Origin of the sequence: Kaistia dalseonensis (assembly GCF_030814715.1) — a bacterium.
Classification (GTDB): domain Bacteria; phylum Pseudomonadota; class Alphaproteobacteria; order Rhizobiales; family Kaistiaceae; genus Kaistia; species Kaistia dalseonensis.
This window is the reverse complement of sequence record NZ_JAUSVO010000004.1, coordinates 437,208-452,226: the sequence shown is the minus strand read 5'-3', so window position 1 is coordinate 452,226 and position 15,019 is coordinate 437,208. Positions and strand designations below refer to the sequence as shown.

Annotated in this window: 13 protein-coding genes and 1 pseudogene; 9 read left to right on the top strand and 5 right to left on the bottom strand. The window is 62.3% G+C overall.

Going from position 1 to position 15,019, the window contains the following annotated elements; all coding sequences use genetic code 11:
- Positions 1 to 231 precede the first annotated feature (231 nt).
- From QO014_RS15905 to QO014_RS15875, 7 genes are read left to right on the top strand one after another with little or no spacing between them, the layout of a single operon-like run.
- A complete protein-coding gene (locus QO014_RS15905; protein WP_266349700.1) occupies positions 232 to 1,563 on the top strand; it encodes a substrate-binding domain-containing protein in 1,332 nt (443 codons plus the stop codon).
- A 29-nt stretch (positions 1,564 to 1,592) separates the two neighbouring features.
- Positions 1,593 to 2,444 carry an ABC transporter permease gene (locus tag QO014_RS15900; RefSeq protein ID WP_266349699.1) on the top strand — a complete coding sequence of 284 codons (852 nt, stop codon included), beginning with the start codon at positions 1,593 to 1,595 and terminating at the stop codon, positions 2,442 to 2,444.
- A 45-nt stretch (positions 2,445 to 2,489) separates the two neighbouring features.
- Positions 2,490 to 3,317: an ABC transporter ATP-binding protein gene (locus tag QO014_RS15895; RefSeq protein ID WP_266349698.1), complete on the top strand. Its 828-nt coding sequence runs from the start codon at positions 2,490 to 2,492 to the stop codon at positions 3,315 to 3,317.
- Positions 3,314 to 4,171 carry an ABC transporter permease gene (locus QO014_RS15890; protein WP_266349697.1) on the top strand — a complete coding sequence of 286 codons (858 nt, stop codon included), beginning with the start codon at positions 3,314 to 3,316 and terminating at the stop codon, positions 4,169 to 4,171. The genes QO014_RS15895 and QO014_RS15890 overlap by 4 nt, the downstream gene beginning before the upstream one ends.
- Positions 4,172 to 4,176: 5 nt before the next feature.
- Positions 4,177 to 5,517, top strand: coding sequence for an amidase (locus QO014_RS15885; RefSeq protein WP_266349696.1), 1,341 nt, complete (start codon positions 4,177 to 4,179; stop codon positions 5,515 to 5,517).
- A gap of 44 nt (positions 5,518 to 5,561) precedes the next feature.
- Positions 5,562 to 6,323 (top strand): aspartate/glutamate racemase family protein, encoded by a 762-nt coding sequence (locus QO014_RS15880; protein WP_266349695.1) that lies wholly within the window; start codon positions 5,562 to 5,564, stop codon positions 6,321 to 6,323.
- Positions 6,304 to 7,167, top strand: coding sequence for a 6-bladed beta-propeller (locus QO014_RS15875; protein WP_266349694.1), 864 nt, complete (start codon positions 6,304 to 6,306; stop codon positions 7,165 to 7,167). The genes QO014_RS15880 and QO014_RS15875 overlap by 20 nt, the downstream gene beginning before the upstream one ends.
- Before the next feature lie 497 nt (positions 7,168 to 7,664).
- On the opposite strand, the pseudogene QO014_RS15870 reads toward QO014_RS15875, so the two are convergent.
- The 5 genes and pseudogenes from QO014_RS15870 to QO014_RS15850 all read right to left on the bottom strand — a co-directional run.
- A pseudogene (locus QO014_RS15870) lies at positions 7,665 to 7,912 on the bottom strand (transposase); the annotation flags it as partial.
- A gap of 393 nt (positions 7,913 to 8,305) precedes the next feature.
- The gene (locus QO014_RS15865; protein ID WP_266349693.1) at positions 8,306 to 8,713 is read right to left on the bottom strand and encodes a hypothetical protein; all 408 of its coding nucleotides are present in this window, start codon (positions 8,711 to 8,713) and stop codon (positions 8,306 to 8,308) included.
- A gap of 56 nt (positions 8,714 to 8,769) precedes the next feature.
- The gene (locus QO014_RS15860; protein ID WP_266349692.1) at positions 8,770 to 10,464 is read right to left on the bottom strand and encodes an FAD-dependent oxidoreductase; all 1,695 of its coding nucleotides are present in this window, start codon (positions 10,462 to 10,464) and stop codon (positions 8,770 to 8,772) included.
- On the bottom strand, positions 10,461 to 12,227 hold the full coding sequence (locus QO014_RS15855; protein WP_266349691.1) for a SulP family inorganic anion transporter: 1,767 nt from the start codon (positions 12,225 to 12,227) through the stop codon (positions 10,461 to 10,463). The genes QO014_RS15860 and QO014_RS15855 overlap by 4 nt, the downstream gene beginning before the upstream one ends.
- Before the next feature lie 111 nt (positions 12,228 to 12,338).
- The gene (locus QO014_RS15850) at positions 12,339 to 13,502 is read right to left on the bottom strand and encodes an ABC transporter substrate-binding protein (RefSeq protein WP_266349690.1); all 1,164 of its coding nucleotides are present in this window, start codon (positions 13,500 to 13,502) and stop codon (positions 12,339 to 12,341) included.
- A gap of 190 nt (positions 13,503 to 13,692) precedes the next feature.
- On the opposite strand from QO014_RS15850, the gene QO014_RS15845 reads away from it, so the two are divergent.
- Positions 13,693 to 14,727 (top strand): AraC family transcriptional regulator, encoded by a 1,035-nt coding sequence (locus QO014_RS15845; protein ID WP_266349689.1) that lies wholly within the window; start codon positions 13,693 to 13,695, stop codon positions 14,725 to 14,727.
- A gap of 79 nt (positions 14,728 to 14,806) precedes the next feature.
- Entirely contained in the window at positions 14,807 to 14,932 is a 126-nt protein-coding gene (locus QO014_RS15840) for a hypothetical protein (protein WP_266349688.1), read from the top strand.
- Positions 14,933 to 15,019: the final 87 nt, after the last annotated feature.

The following is a 15,019-nucleotide window of genomic DNA, read 5'->3' as shown; positions in this document are numbered from 1 at the left end:
CAAAAATCGTATTTAAAATCAATCAATTATGCAATTTACCGCTATTGGCATGATGGATGCAAGAACCTTGTTGCCTAAACGACCGCGCAGCCATCGTCCCGAGGATCCCGGATCCTCCTCCCTCCCTGGCTGAGCCGATTCCACGCCGCACGCCGCAAACCGGACGGGCGGAACGTTTTCCCCCAGCGACAATCGAGGGTCGCCTTCGGCCCCGACAACCAGGAGATTGCAATGAGATCCTCCATCCAGGGCATCGCCGCGTCGATCGGGCGCAAGAGCCTGTTGATACTAGCCACCGGCTTGGTTGGCCTTACGGCGCTTAGCGCCGCGCCGACCGCCTTCGCCGCGGATCGCTTCGTGCCGGCCGCGGCCGAGCCCGGCACCGATATCCCGGCTTCGACCATCAAGTTCGGCATGCGGCCCTATGCCGACAACACCTTCTACATCATCGGCATGAAAAAGGGATGGTTCTCGGATGTGGGGATCAGCTTCGATCCGGCTCCCTACGGGTTGAAGGCGAATGACTCGAACGTCACGACTCTCCTGCTCAACGGTCAGCTCGACCTGATCTCCGAGTTCTGCCCGCTGATGCTGCCGACCTACAAGGATTCGACCAAGCTGAAATGCGTCGGCTTCACCGACAATTTCCTTGCCAATGCGATCCTCGCCAATCCGAAACTCAAGCTGAAGACGTTCAAGGAATATATCGCTGAGGGCAAAACCTACGAAGAGGCGCTGAAGGCGACCCTCGCCCCGATGAAGGGCAAGACGCTGGTCGGCGCGCCGCAGCTTTCCGATCGTGCCTTCGAGGAATATCTGAACAAGACCTCCGGCGCCGGCTTCAAGTTGCAGGTCCTCGACGACGCCAAATCGCTGGTCCTTGCCAAGGCCGACCGCGAGGACTTCGTCAATCCGGAAGGCGCACCGATCGTCTACACTCTGCGGCAGGCGGGCTGGACGAGCCTCGTCGACATCGGCGATTTGATCAAATACGGCCCCGGCGGTGTCGATTCGCCGATCGAACCGCTGATCGGCATTGTCGGCCTCGGCGCCAATTCCGATTGGGTCAACGCCAACCAGAATACACTGCTGCGCTTCATGTCGGTCGTCTGGCACATCATCGACGCCACCAAGGCCGATCCGTCGCTTTATGACCTGCAGGCACCGTACCTGAACTCTGTCGCCGGCACCGACCTTGACGGCAAGGGCGTGGAAGCGACCGTCAACATCCTGCATCCGTTCACGCCGTTCGCCGGCAACGCCGAATATTACGATAACAATAAGGCCACCTCCTACTACGCCAATGTCTGGAGCGCGGTGATCAAGGACTTCGAAGCCCACAAGATCATCCCGGCCGGAATCACGGCCGACGACGTCGTCTGGGGCGGCCCGATCTGGCACCAGATGGTCGAGTACAAGGCCAAGACGGACGAACTGCTGACCAAGATCAACGGCATGACGCTGTCTTCGGACAAGCAGGCCCTGGTCGATAGGGCGAAGACTTTCTACGCCAACTACGACTTCCTCGACGCCTATCGCCTGGCGCTCGCGGCCTCGACATAGTGAACCGTGCACGCGAGAGGAGCGATCCGATGACATTGGTAGCCCCTGATGTTCTGACCCGGCCATCACCCTCGTTGCTCTCGCGTGCCAGGATACTGCTAGCGATCCTCGATCCGTTGCGGCTCGCCGGTGTGGTGCTGTTCGTGCTCGTATGGCAGGTGCTGACGCTAGGCCTGCCGGCGATCATCCTGCCGACACCGCGCGGCGTCGTCGAACGGCTGGTCGCCGATTTCTGGTCGGCCCCGGCGCTCTCATACTATGGAGTCGAGGAAGCCAACCTCTATGGCAACCTGATCTATACTGCCGAGAACGTGGCGATCGCGGTCGTGATCGGCTCGGTAATCGGTATTCTCGCCGGCCTGCTGTCGGCCCGCTTCGGCATCATCCGTGCCATCATCGATCCTGTGATGATGACCGCCGGTACCGTGCCGATCCTGGTCGCAGCACCCTTCCTGCTGATCTGGTTCGGCGTCGGACGGGCGAGCGCCGTTTGCCTCGTCATCTTCTATGTCATCGTCATCCTCTATCTGTTCGCGCAGCGCGCCGCGACCAATCTCGACCCGGTCTATGAGGAATCCGCGCGCACGCTCGGTGCGACACCGGCCGGGATCGTGCGCGATATCCTGATCCCGGCGACCGTCCCCGAAATCCTCGGCGGTCTCCGCATCGCGCTGGCCGGCGCCTGGGGCCTTGAGGCAATTGCAGAGTTGCTCGGCTCGCAATCAGGCGTCGGCAAAGTGCTCGAAGTGCTCGCCGGCGCGACCGACCCACAGGGCATCATGGCGACGCTGCTGATGCTCGGGCTCGCCGCCATCGTCGTCGACGCGGTCGCCGCCTTTGCCGTTGCCCGTACCGCCAAATGGAGCGCCGCGTCGCGCTAGTCCCCTGTTCCGGGCGGACCGCCCGAAAGCCTTGAGGCCGATGCCATGAACAGTGCCGCTAATTCCCGCATGATCGAGATCGTCCACGTCAATCGTACCTTCCAGCGCGCCGACGGGCAGATGGTGAAGGCCGTTGACAACGTCTCGGTGGTCATCAAGGAGGGCGAATTCGTCTGCTTGGTCGGCCCCTCGGGCTGCGGCAAGACCACCCTTTTGCAGATGGTCGCCGGCCTGCTCGAACCGTCCGACGGCGGCATAGCGGTCGCCGGCAGGGAGATCTCGGGGCCGGGCCGCGAACGCGGCATGGTGTTCCAGAAGGACAGCGTGTTCCCCTGGATGCGCGTTATCGACAATGTCGAATATGGCCTGAAATGCCGTGGCGTCCCGGCAGCACAAAGACGGGAGATCGCGCGCACCTATCTCGAGCGCGTCGGCCTCGGCCATGTCGAGAAGGCCTGGCCGCGCGAACTCTCCGGCGGCATGCTGAAGCGGGTCGCCATCGCCACCGTCTTCGCCAATGGCAGCCGCGTGCTGCTGCTCGACGAGCCGTTCGGCGCGCTCGACTATGTCACCCGGCACCAGTTGCAATCGGTGCTACTCGATCTGTGGGACGAAGGCGGCGCGGCAGCGCGGCGCACCGTTCTGTTCGTCACCCACGATGTCGACGAGGCGCTTAGCCTCGCCGACCGCATCCTGGTGTTTCACAGCGGCCATCTCGTCGACGATCTCGCGGTCACAGCCGAGCGGCCGCGCTCGACCGACAGTCTGCTTCTGCCGGACATGGTGGCGATCAAGCATAAGCTCCTCGCCCATCTCGGCCTTGAAAAGCGGGCCAAGCCATTGGCCATCGTCCAGGATGGGGCCGCGTCATGATAACGAGCCATGTCCATCGCGATCGCTGGATCTCGGTCGCCGTCTTTCTGACGCTCGCCGCCATCTGGCAGGTCCTGTCGATGGTCTATACCGCCGAGGCGCAACCGGGCGAGCCGATGATCGCCGGCTGGCAAGTGCTGTTCACCAACACCTTCCTGGCAATGTCGGACTATTGGCAGGGCGGATTCGGCGTTCCCGCTGTTGCCGATGGCGCTGCGCGGTCCTATCCGGCGGCGTTCCTTGCTGTCGCGTCGCATTCGATCGACACGATAGGCCGCCTGGCGATCGGCCTTGCCGTCGGCGGCGCAGCCGGCCTCTTGTTTGGGCTCGCCGTCTCTTGGTCGCGCTGGACGCGGCGGCTATTCGACTGGCCGCTGCAATTCCTGCGCACGCTGCCGCTGCTCGCCATGGTGCCGCTATTCCAGCTCTGGTTCGGCACCTATTTCCTCGGCGAGGTGCTGTTCGTCGCCTATGGCATCGGCGTCATCGTCTTTGCCGGCACGGTCAATGCCGTCCGCAACGTGCCGCAGATATATATCGATAACGCCCGTTCGCTCGGCGCGTCCCGCTGGACGCTCTGCCGAACGATCGTGTTGCCGGCGATCTTCCCGGCAATGCGCTCGACCATATTGCTCAGCCTCGGCGCCGGCTGGAGCGCGGTGCTCGGCGCCGAATATCTCGGCGCGCAATCGGGCCTTGGCTACATCATCGTCTACGCGCAGCAATTCGCCTATCTCGACCGGATGTTCTTCATCGCGCTGCTGTTCATCGTCTACACCTCGATCAGCTACTGGGCGATCGGCCGGCTCTCCGCCCGCTGGCTCGCTTGGGCGCCGCCCTCGCAGCGACGGTGACCGAGATGGAAGCCCTGTTTCAGCTTTCGGCCCGAGAACTGGTGCAAAGGCTTCGCGCCGGCACCGTGTCCGCACGCGCGGTCATTGAGGCACATCTCGCGCGGATCGATGCGCTCGAGCCCGATATCCAGGCATGGGCCTGGCTCGATCGCGGCCAGGCGCTTGCAGCGGCGACCGAGGCGGACGCGGTCCGCGCAAGCGGGGCGACGCTCGGACCACTGCACGGACTGCCGGTCGGCGTGAAGGACATCATCGACACCGCCGACATGCCGACTGAGTATGGCACGCCGATCCATAAGGGCCGTCGGCCGCAAGCCGATGCGACGATCGTCGAGCGGCTGCGTTCGGCCGGGGCCATCATTCTCGGCAAGACGGTCACGTCCGAGCATGCCGTCTACGTTGCCGGGCCTACGCGCAACCCGCATGCGCTCGACCGCACGCCCGGCGGCTCGTCGAGCGGCTCGGCGGCGGCAGTCGCCGCCTTCATGGTGCCAGTGGCCCTTTCGACCCAGACCAATGGCTCGACGATCCGCCCGGCCTCGTTCTGCGGCGTCGTCGGCTACAAGCCGAGCCTCGGCCTGCTGCCGCGGACCGGCATTCTGAAGCAATCAAGCCTGCTCGATCATCCCGGCATCATCACCAGGAGCACCGCCGACGCCGCCTTTGTGGTCGAGGCGATCGGCGGCGAGGATCCGCTCGACGAGCAGAGTCTTGGCCTCTCGACGGCCGGCTTGGTTGAAGCCACGTCACCGATCAATGGCCGACCGCGTCTCGCTTTCATCCGCAGCCCTTATTGGCTGCGCACCGATCCGACAACCCGCGCCGGCCTGGAGGCGCTCGTCGAAAGCCTGGATGGAGCGATCGACATCGTCGACCTGCCCCCCGCCTTCGATGCCGCCGCCGATATTCTCAGCATGATAATGGCAGCCGGCATCGCTCAGACCTATCGCGAGGATTTTGACAAAGCCCGTCCGCTGATGGCCGATGTCCTTGTCCGCATCATCGAAGACGGACAGCGTGTTTCGGCTACGGCGTTTCTTGACGCTTGGGCAGCTCGCGACACGCTCCGGTGCCTGTTTGACCAGATCATCGCGCCCTATGACGCTGCGTTGACCCCGTCCGCAATCGGTGTGGCGCCGCTCCGCTCCGATGGCACCGGCGATCCGATCTTTGCCTCGCTCTGGACGCTGCTCGGTGTACCCGCGATCAGCCTGCCGCTGCTCCAAGGCGCGCATGGCCTGCCGCTCGGCGTGCAACTCGTGAGTGGAACGCGACAGGACCGGCGCTTGCTTTCCACCGCTGCCTGGCTCGAACGAGCGCGGCCGGTATCGGCCGGAACTCAATAAACAGCCGCACCAAGGCGGCATCGATCCAAGCGGAGACGAAGTTTTTGCGCATCCTGGTCCTGAATCCCAATACGACCGAATCGGTCACGGAGCTGATGATCGAGGCCGGCCGAGCGGTGACGGCGGCCGGAACGGAACTGGTTCCTATGACGGCGCGGCTCGGCGTGCCCTATATCTCGACTCGCGCCGAAGCGCAGATCGGCGGCGCGATCGTGCTCGACATGATCGCCGAGGCGTATCGCGAGGTCGATGCCGTGATCATCGCCGCCTATGGCGATCCGGGCCTGTTCGGCGCGCGCGAAATGTTCGATCTGCCGGTGATCGGCATCTCGGAGGCGGCCATGCTGACCGCCTGCATGCTTGGCCAGCGTTTCGCCCTTGTCGCCCTGTCGAGCGCTTTCAATGGCTGGTATCGCGACTGCGTCGAGATGCATGGGCTGATGGGCCGCTGCGCCGGCATTTACGGCCTCGACCGCTCGTTCGACTCAATCGCCGACGTCCAGGACGACAATCTCGAAGCGCTGGTGGCCCTCGCCAATCACGCGATCGACGCTGAGGACGCGCACGCGATGATCTTCGCCGGTGCGCCGCTCGCCGGTCTCGCGCGAAAAGTTCGCGATCGCATTCCCGTGCCGATCATCGATCCGATCGCCGCCGCCGTAAAGCAGGCGGAAGCGCTGGTGGCGCTCAGCCCCCGCAAGGCGACCCGCGGCTCCTTCAAGCGCCCGGTTTTCAAGACCGCAATCGGCCTGCCGGCCGCTCTCTCCGCCTATATGGACGCTTCCCATGCCGAACCCCGCCGTTAGGCCGGACATCGCCGAGACCGGACGCATCGTTCTGGCGGGCGTCTTCTACGACGTGATCCGTCATTGGGGCAGGCTGCCGACCGATATCGCGGCGGCGCGCGTCAGCCAGGTCGCGGTCGACCGCCTCGGCCGGCTGCATGTGCTGCGGCGGGCGGCGACGCCTGCCGTCGTCTTTGCGCCGGATGGCGAATTCCTGTTCAGCTATGGCACCGGCCAGGTGTTCGACGCGCATGGCATCCGTATCGACGCGCAGGACCGCGTGCTGATCGCCGACCGCGACGCGCACCAGATCCTCCTCTTCTCCTCCGACGGCGCGCTGCTGTTCGCGCTCGGCGAACGCCGCGTTCCGAGCTGGGAGAGGCCGTTCAACCATCCGACCCAGGCGGCTGTCGCCGGCGACGGTGAGATCTATGTCGCCGACGGTTATGGCAACGCGCGCATCCACCGCTTCGGCGCCGATGGCGGCTGGCTGTCAAGCTTCGGCTCGGTCGGGACGGGAGACGGCGAGTTCATGACGCCGCATGCGATCCTGGTCGACCGCCAGAACCGGCTGCTCGTCTGCGATCGCGAGAACGATCGGGTACAGGTCTTCGACCGATCGGGAAACTGGCTGCAGAACTGGGACGGCCTCTGCCGGCCGATGGATCTGTTCGAACAGGCCGACGGCACGATCTTTGTCAGCGATCAGATTCCGAGCCTCCACGCCTTCGCACCTGACGGTCACAGAATCGGCCGGGCCCGCCCGTCTTTGAACGGCGCCCATGGCCTTGCTGTCGACCGGTTCGGAGACATCTATCTTGCTGAAATCGATCCGAGCTCTGTCACGAAGCTGATCCGCATTTGATCTGAGAAGCAGTGGATCAGCAATGGCAATATCACCTTAACCCGGCTGAATGAGCGGTCGAACGCAGGTCTTGGCGGCATTGGCGCTGCTGGGACCGGACACTGCCCTATTGGCGAGTGATTCGGGGAATCACGACGTCTGCAGTCCCATTCGATCTCTGCTTGGCCCAGCGTCCCGTCCTCAGCAGCAGGCCAAATCCCACCGTTCGGGATCGCTGCGGTCTTTCGAAGACTCTTAGAAGGCTCCTTGATGGCTCTTCGAGGCTCTTTTGAAGCCGGCTCCGCGTCGCCGTGAAGTCTCCTTGTGTGAACAAGCGCCCAAGCAGGCCCCCGCGCCAGATGGCTTCAACTCATTGAGAGTACTTCAGAAATTCTATGTCTACAGGGGCCTCGATCGGCGCCGAGCGTGACCCGAGTGTATTTAGGATTTATGATGAAAATCAGATAGTTAGGTCGACCTAAGCCGATGCCTCCATTCCGCGCCTATTCACACGAATGGTCCTGCAGCATCTCGCGGTCCAGCGTCAGCTCCGCCACGATCTTCTTCAGCCGCGCATTCTCGTCTTCCAGGGACTTCAACCGCCGCATCTCGTCAGGCAGCAGGCCGCCGTACCGCTTCTTCCAGTTGAAATAGGTCGCCTGGCTGATCCCCGCCTTGCGGCAGATCTCCGCAACCGGCGTACCTCCCTCGCCCTGCTTCAGGATAAACGCTCATCTCGCGCCTCGCTGAACTTCGATGCCTTCATGCTGCTCCGCTCCTCTCCCAGCCGGGAAAATCGAGCGGAAAACTCCAGCTTCAAACGATCCAGTTCTCAGCGGGCAGAGCAAGCAGAGACGTTGCCAAGCAGTCCCTTTGGGCCCAGCGCTCGACCTCGGTCGTCTCCTCTGCAAGCCATAGGCGAGTTCGGTGCGCTTCATTCCTCGCGGGTCCGACAGGGCTCTCGATCGATGCGCGACAGGGTATTTATTGAGTAGAGCTCGCTCCAGTCGTGGGGCACCGTGTTCGGCTCGACGGACTTGTTCGCCGAGGCTTTCTCCCTTCATTGAATTCAGCAGATTCAGCGTCCCCCGATCCCAGAAGGGTGGTCGGGTCGGCTCGGACGATGGATCAACCGGCTGGCAACTGCTAGCGGCCGCTGTCAGACCTTCTCGGCCGGTGCCCGCGCCCACCTGACGATCCGCGCTACCGGACCGCGCAAGATCGTGTACGGAACGATCGCGAGCACAATGGCGATGACCATGACTTCACCGGGGCGGACGGCCTGATACACGATGAGCTGATAGATTGTATCGAGCACCGCCGCGAGAATTACGATCTTCGATGTCGAGCGCCATCCGTTCCTTAAGGCTTCCCTCCGTTGCTCGGCGGCACCAAAGACGGCAAGAAGATAGGATGGCGCACCGGTCTTGCCGTCGCGAACGCCATCGCGGATCGCCAGAATGGCAGCCATGATCGGCTGCAGAATGAGGCGAAACGCCATGGGTCCATCAGGCCTTTCCAGAATGTGGGCGAGGAACCGGGTAGCAGCTTCCTCGATAGATGCCATGGGTTGAGCCTCGAATGCAGTCGCCTTGGCGGTGGGATTCTAGGACATCGGTGGTCTCAGCTGTCGAGCACGCCGCGATGGTAACGGGCGAGCATGCCCCCGGACATAGTGTGTGCCCGATAGCCGTTCTGGAGCAGGATGCGCGTCGCATAATAGGCGCGCTGGCCCGACCTGCAGATCACGTGGATGTCTCGATCCCGCGGCAGTTCGGTGATCCGTTCGCGGAGCTGGCGAAGTGGAATGTTGACCGCACCGGCCACGCTTTCCACACTTAGCTCGGCCGGTTCCCGCACGTCGAGCAGGATTGCCTTCGAAGGGTCGCCCCAGTGGGAGATGGGCATATCACCCCGGAGCACGTCTGCAGCAACCATGCCCGCGAAATTCACTGCATCCTTGGCGCTTCCGAACTGCGGCGCATAGCACAACTCGGCCTCCTCGAGATCATAGACCGTTGCGCCCATCTGGATGGCCATCGCAAGGGTGCTGATGCGCTTGTCGACTCCTTTCGTGCCGACCGCCTGCGCACCAAGAAGGCGTCCATCCGTCCTGGAGAACAGGACTTTCATGGCAATGGGCTTGGCGCCGGGATAGTAGCCGGCATTCGAGTTGGGATAGAGGTAGACCTTCTCGTAGTCCTGCCGGCCCGCATTCTGCAGCGCCTTCTCGCTCGCGCCCGTCCACGCTGCCGCCCCGTCGAAGAGACCGATGATCGACGTTCCCTGCGTTCCCCTGTAGCGGCTGTCACGTCCAGCAATCACGTCTGCCGCGATCCGGCCCTGCCGGTTGGCCGGTCCGGCCAGAGCGACGAGACTCCACGCCCCCGTGACCGTATCGCGCACCTCGATTGCATCGCCGACGGCGAAAATCTCCGGGTCGCTGGTCTGCATGTTGTCATTAACGCGAATGCCGCCAAGCTTTCCGATTTCGAGACCCGCCGACCGGGCCAGCGCAGTATCCGGGCGCACACCGAGCGCAAGGATCACGATATCGGCCGGAAACTCGGTTCCAGAACGGGTCGCCACCTTGATGGCGCCGTCCTCCCTTGGGGTAAACGCCGTTACGGCATCACCGAGCACGACGCTGACACCGTGATGTTTGAGATGGCTCTCAACGATCTCCGCCATTTCGCGGTCCATCGGGGCGAGAACCTGGTCCCGCAACTCGATCACCGTCACGTCAAATCCGCGATGGACCAGGTTCTCGGCCATCTCCAACCCGATAAACCCGCCTCCAACCACCACGGCACGCGTCTTGGGACGGGCAGTCTGGAAGCCTGAATACTTGCTCATTCCTGTGAGGAACAAGGAGCCCTTCTCGATCCATTCCCGCACGGCGCGAGCATCAGGCACGGTGCGCATTTGGAAGATGCCAGGCTGGTCGATGCCCGGGATGGGTGGCACCACCGATGGAGCGCCAGGCGAAAGAACGAGCTTGTCGTAGCTCTCCGTCGTCACCTCCCCCGTATCGAGGTATCGCAGGTCGACAGTTTTGGCCCTCCTGTCGATCGCGACTGCCTCGCATCTCGTCCGGGCGTCGATGTTCAGGTTGACCTTGAAATACGCTTCGTTCGCGACGATCAGATCCTGCTCCCGCGCGATGATGCCGCCGGTGTGATAGGGAAGACCACAATTGGCGAAGGAGACGAACGGCCCCCGTTCCACGAGAACGATCTCGGCCGTCTCGTCCAGCCTGCGAAGGCGAGCGGCGCAGGATGCGCCACCAGCGACACCTCCAATGATCATGACTTTCATGCGAGTTCTCCTCGTCCGTGACGGGACGTCTTCGCGTTGCGGAAAGCGTCCACCGCCTGTCGATTGGTTGGAAACGTCGGGGCCTTGGCGACCAGTTCATGCAGACCGAGCTGGCCGAACTGTGCGGCCAGGGCGGTGCTCGCCCGCGTGATGACCAGGGTGACACCTTTGCTGTCGAGCATTTTCGCCACTTGGTGCAGGGTCTCCGCTCCGGTCGTATCAAGTTCAGAGATCGCCTCTGCATCGAGCACGAACCAGTCCAGCGGCGCCGTCCGGCATTCGAGGATGGCCTCGACGTCCTCCAGGAAGGTGTTCGCGTTGGCAAAGTAGAGCGCAGTACCGAAGCGATACACGAGAAGCGGGGCAGCAGTGTCTTCCTCATCCGGTGGAACGGGTTCGAAATGGCTGCCATCGGAGACCGCGGCGAGAAGCCAGCTTTCCGGCCGCGATGCACGACCGACGACGTCAATGATCGACATCAGAACGGCAATGAGGACCGCCTGCATGGGTCCCAGAACAAGCACGCTCAGGAAGCAGACCGCGGCGATCCAGAACTCCGTCTTGCGCATCCGCCAGAGGTCTCGGAATTCCGAAACGGACACGAGGCCGATGACGGCATTTGCCACGATCCCCGCCAATGCTGCATTCGGCAAATAGGCGAGTACGTCGGTGAAGAACAGCATCACGATTGTGATCGTGACGGCCGCCACCAGGGATGGCAGTTGGCTCTGCTGGCCCGCAGTGTCCATGGCCGCCGTGCGAGACGGACTTGCGGCGGTCAGGAAGGCGCCCGAAAGTGCAGCAGAAACATTGGCCGCCCCGAAGGCGAAGAGGACCTGGTTGCCGTCAGCCTTATATCCATATTTGCGGCTGTAGCGGCGCGACAGAAGGAGCCCTTCACACAGCGTGATCGCGACGACTGCGAGTGCCGCGGGCAGGACGTCGATGAAGGCAGAAAGAGGAACTCGCGGAAATGTCAGTTGGGGCAGGCCTGAGGGAATGGCGCCGAGGACGCTGACCCCCTTCTGGTCGAGCCCGAACGCACCAACGAGAACCGTCAGGATCGCCAGCACGACGAGAGAGCCGGGTACGGCCGGCGCGAAGCGCTTGAGCAGCCGGACCATGAAGAAGGCGGAGAGCCCGACGACGACTGACCAGAGGTTCGCATGTGGGACAGTACGAGCCAGGGTGGCCAGCTCCAGAAAGAACCCCGTCGTCTCGAACGGCAACGACATCGCGTCGCGTGCGGTCGCGGCTGCCGTGCCCGTCATGTCGATGTGTGGAGCTCCGAGGATCTTGAAGACCTGGCTTACAAAGACTTCTAGTCCCAAGCCCGAGACGAAGCCGGCCATGACAGGGCGGGATAAAAAGTTGGCGAGGAACGCGAGGCGAAACGCCCAGAAGATGAAGAACAATCCGCCTGCGACCAGTGCCATTGCGAGGACGTAGTCGTGGCGAACTGTGGCGTCGGGCAGCTGCAATCCTATGAGCGCCGCCGATGCCAAAGCGGCAAGCGACGCGTCGGGACTGGTGATGAGGTGACGCGACGAGGTGAGCAGGGCGAAGACAACAAGCGGAATGATCGCGGCATAGAGACCCGCGGTCGGTGGGAGGCCTGCGACCTGCGCGTAGCCGATATTGAGCGGAATGATCAGAGCAGCGAGCGTAATTCCCGCGGCTATCTCGCGGGGAGCGCCACTCAGGGTCGCGCTTCGCAATCCAGAGAACGGCACTGGCCAGCGGCTCGGTTCAGTGCGGCGCATGCATGTCCCCCTCGGGGTCTGATCCCGCGAGCTTTCCCATCCCCATCGTCCCACGGCCGGGCGACGCCAATCGGCATGAACCAGGCTGATGGCGTCCCCGGTTTGATGTAGCTAGCCGAGGCGCGTTCCCTCCACGTCGAGACCGCCGCCAGCGGGCAGCTTGCTCCAACTCCGCCGCTCCCACTCCTCCTCGAGAACTTCGATTGCAGCCTTCTCGAGGAACTCGGGCGCGGCCCATTCGGCGACGTCGAAGTCGTTCTTGATGTAGCCATGCTCCAGCATGAAGTCCTTGCCGATCCGGATGCATTCAAGGTTCTGTGCGCTCAGGCTCGGCACCATGTCGACGTGCTTGATCCCTTCATAGGTGTGCTCGGCATCCAGGTAGAAGGTCTGCCGGTTGAGGATCTCGGCTGCCGCCGGCTTGTTTCTGTTGGCCCAGCGGCCGACTTTGATCATGGCCCTCATATATGCGACGACCAGTTCGGGATGCTCCTTGGCCATCACGTCCGTGCAGGTGATGATGGCTGGCGTGTTGGCGACCTGAATGGTCCAGTCAGGCAGCTTGGACAGGTCGAAGATCGACTTGATTTCTCCCGTCGCTTCCGAGAGCTGCCCCAGCTGGCCCATCTGGTTATAGATGGCGTCGACGGTCCCCGCGAGCAGGGCCTTCTCCAATGGCCGGAAGGCATAGTCGCGCTTGTGGTCGCGCCGCATCCAGAGTTCGGACGGATTGTTCATCGGCGGCACGAGCATCTCGGGCTTGTCGTACCAGTCGTCTGCGTATGGGAACTCGACGATCTCAACGTCGTCGATGGTCATGTCGTGCAGCTTCAATATGTTCAGGATGCCCATGTGCTCCTGAATTCGCCACCAGTCGTTCTTGATCGTGTTCAGGCTCTTCGTGAGCCCGACCTTCTTGCCCTTCAGATCCTGGACCCGGAAGATCTTGTCACGGGCGCGAACCTGCATCACCCCGCCCTCATAAACCCAGGTCGCTCCAAGTAGAACGGTCCGGCGGATGTCTGAATTAACTTGGATCGGTGGATAAAGTCCGCCAAAACGGATCAAATTGTCCAGATTGTGAATGTAGTGAGGGTACCAGTTGTTTTCCGGCGCGTGGCGGAAATAGGCGTATTCGACGCCGATCTTCTTATATTCCTCCCGACACCAGCCAAGTTCCTGATCAACATTGTTGGCTGACACCATGGGGCAGTTCGTGAACCAGACCTGCTTCCAATCGAGTGGAACCGTTGTTGAAACGCGTTGGGTGGTCATCGATTCTCCTCCAGATGGAATGCCGACCGACAAGGTCATCATCGTTCACGGTGGAACACGTCCTGAGCTCAGCTGATTTTCGCCCGAAGCCCGTCCTGTGGGAATTCTGTAACCGGCAAGAGGCTTCCGAACAGGTCCGATCTGGACATCAGGTGGACAGATTGGGACAATACAATATATAGAGACGGTCGTGCAAAGAGTTCGGAAGACAAGCGATCAGGCGATCCTGCGGATCGGAGCCACCCTTGGAATTCCCGACGTGCTGCGGGAGCTCGGCGCCGAGCCCACGGAGAAGGCTCTGCCCCCTGAGTTTAGCCCGACGCTGTTCGGAAGCCCGGATCATCAGATCTCGCTATCGGCACGCGGTCGACTTCTCGAGCGATGCGCGAAGATTACAGGCTGTCCGTATTTCGGCCTTCTGGTCGGCAGCCGGAGCCGACTTGAATCACTTGGTCTTGTGGGGCTCCTGGCAAAGCACTCTCCAGATGTCGGAAGCGCGCTTCGAAATCTATGCCGGCACTTCTTCCTTCATGCTGACGGGGTCGCCTTGCACCTCCATGTTGACGGCGGGGCAGCGACCCTGTCCTACAGAATTACCGAACCGCGAATTCCTGCGGTCGATCAAACGGGCGATGGCGCGGTGGCAGCGATCCTCAACGTTATGAGAGATCTCTGCGGAAATGATTTCAAGGCGATAGAGGCTCGATTTGCACATGGTCGGCCCAAGGCCTTGGAGCCGTACAAGAAGATTTTAGGAGTGCATCTCGAATTCGATGCTGAAAGTTACGGCCTTGTGTTTTCGGTCACCTGGCTGTCCCGACCACTGCCGCCGACCGAACCGGCACTGACCCGTCTGATCCTCGACAAGGTTGCTGAGCAAGAACGGGTTCATGCGCGTTCCTTCCCGGACCAAGTGCAAGCGGTCATGAGAACGGCCATGACATTCGATCACGCGAGGGCAGACCGTCTGGCCAGACTGTTCGACATGCACGTCCGCACATTTCACCGACGCCTGGCCGAGCACGGAGTGAGCCACCAGGAACTGTTGGACAAGACGCGTTTTGAGGCTGCCTGCGAATTGCTCGAAAGGACGTCTCAAAAACTACCGCAGATCGCCGGTATCCTGGGCTATGCCGAACTGCGATCCTTCATCCGCGCCTTTAGGCGGTGGAGCGGTATCACACCTTCGGAATGGCGGAAGCGACGGTCGATTGTGGAATATTAGCTGGAGTGCGCCCCGAGAGGCGGACAGTGTGACGACGGGGAATTGACCGGGGAGTCGGGCTTTCGAAGGATGAAACCCCATGGCCCGACACCGCACCCACAGCATCGAGTTCAAGCGCCAGGTGGCGCAGGATTACCTGGCTGGCGAGACGCTCCACGGCCTTGCTCGTCGACACGACCTGTCGCGCAACCTGATCCGCATCTAAAGTTCGAGGGCGGCGACTTCGACGACGAAGCCGCCGCGCCGACACGATCGAAGCCTACGAGGCGCGCATCGCCGCGCTGGAGTGGCT

What these genes read in the sequence shown, in the direction of transcription:
- QO014_RS15905 (WP_266349700.1), top strand. Translation starts at nt 232, where the DNA reads ATGAGATCCTCCATCCAGGGCATCGCCGCGTCGATCGGGCGCAAGAGC.
- QO014_RS15900 (WP_266349699.1), top strand. Translation starts at nt 1,593, where the DNA reads ATGACATTGGTAGCCCCTGATGTTCTGACCCGGCCATCACCCTCGTTG.
- QO014_RS15895 (WP_266349698.1), top strand. Translation starts at nt 2,490, where the DNA reads ATGAACAGTGCCGCTAATTCCCGCATGATCGAGATCGTCCACGTCAAT.
- QO014_RS15890 (WP_266349697.1), top strand. Translation starts at nt 3,314, where the DNA reads ATGATAACGAGCCATGTCCATCGCGATCGCTGGATCTCGGTCGCCGTC.
- QO014_RS15885 (WP_266349696.1), top strand. Translation starts at nt 4,177, where the DNA reads ATGGAAGCCCTGTTTCAGCTTTCGGCCCGAGAACTGGTGCAAAGGCTT.
- QO014_RS15875 (WP_266349694.1), top strand. Translation starts at nt 6,304, where the DNA reads ATGCCGAACCCCGCCGTTAGGCCGGACATCGCCGAGACCGGACGCATC.
- QO014_RS15865 (WP_266349693.1), bottom strand. Translation starts at nt 8,713, where the DNA reads ATGGCATCTATCGAGGAAGCTGCTACCCGGTTCCTCGCCCACATTCTG.
- QO014_RS15860 (WP_266349692.1), bottom strand. Translation starts at nt 10,464, where the DNA reads ATGAAAGTCATGATCATTGGAGGTGTCGCTGGTGGCGCATCCTGCGCC.
- QO014_RS15855 (WP_266349691.1), bottom strand. Translation starts at nt 12,227, where the DNA reads ATGCGCCGCACTGAACCGAGCCGCTGGCCAGTGCCGTTCTCTGGATTG.
- QO014_RS15850 (WP_266349690.1), bottom strand. Translation starts at nt 13,502, where the DNA reads ATGACCACCCAACGCGTTTCAACAACGGTTCCACTCGATTGGAAGCAG.
- QO014_RS15840 (WP_266349688.1), top strand. Translation starts at nt 14,807, where the DNA reads ATGGCCCGACACCGCACCCACAGCATCGAGTTCAAGCGCCAGGTGGCG.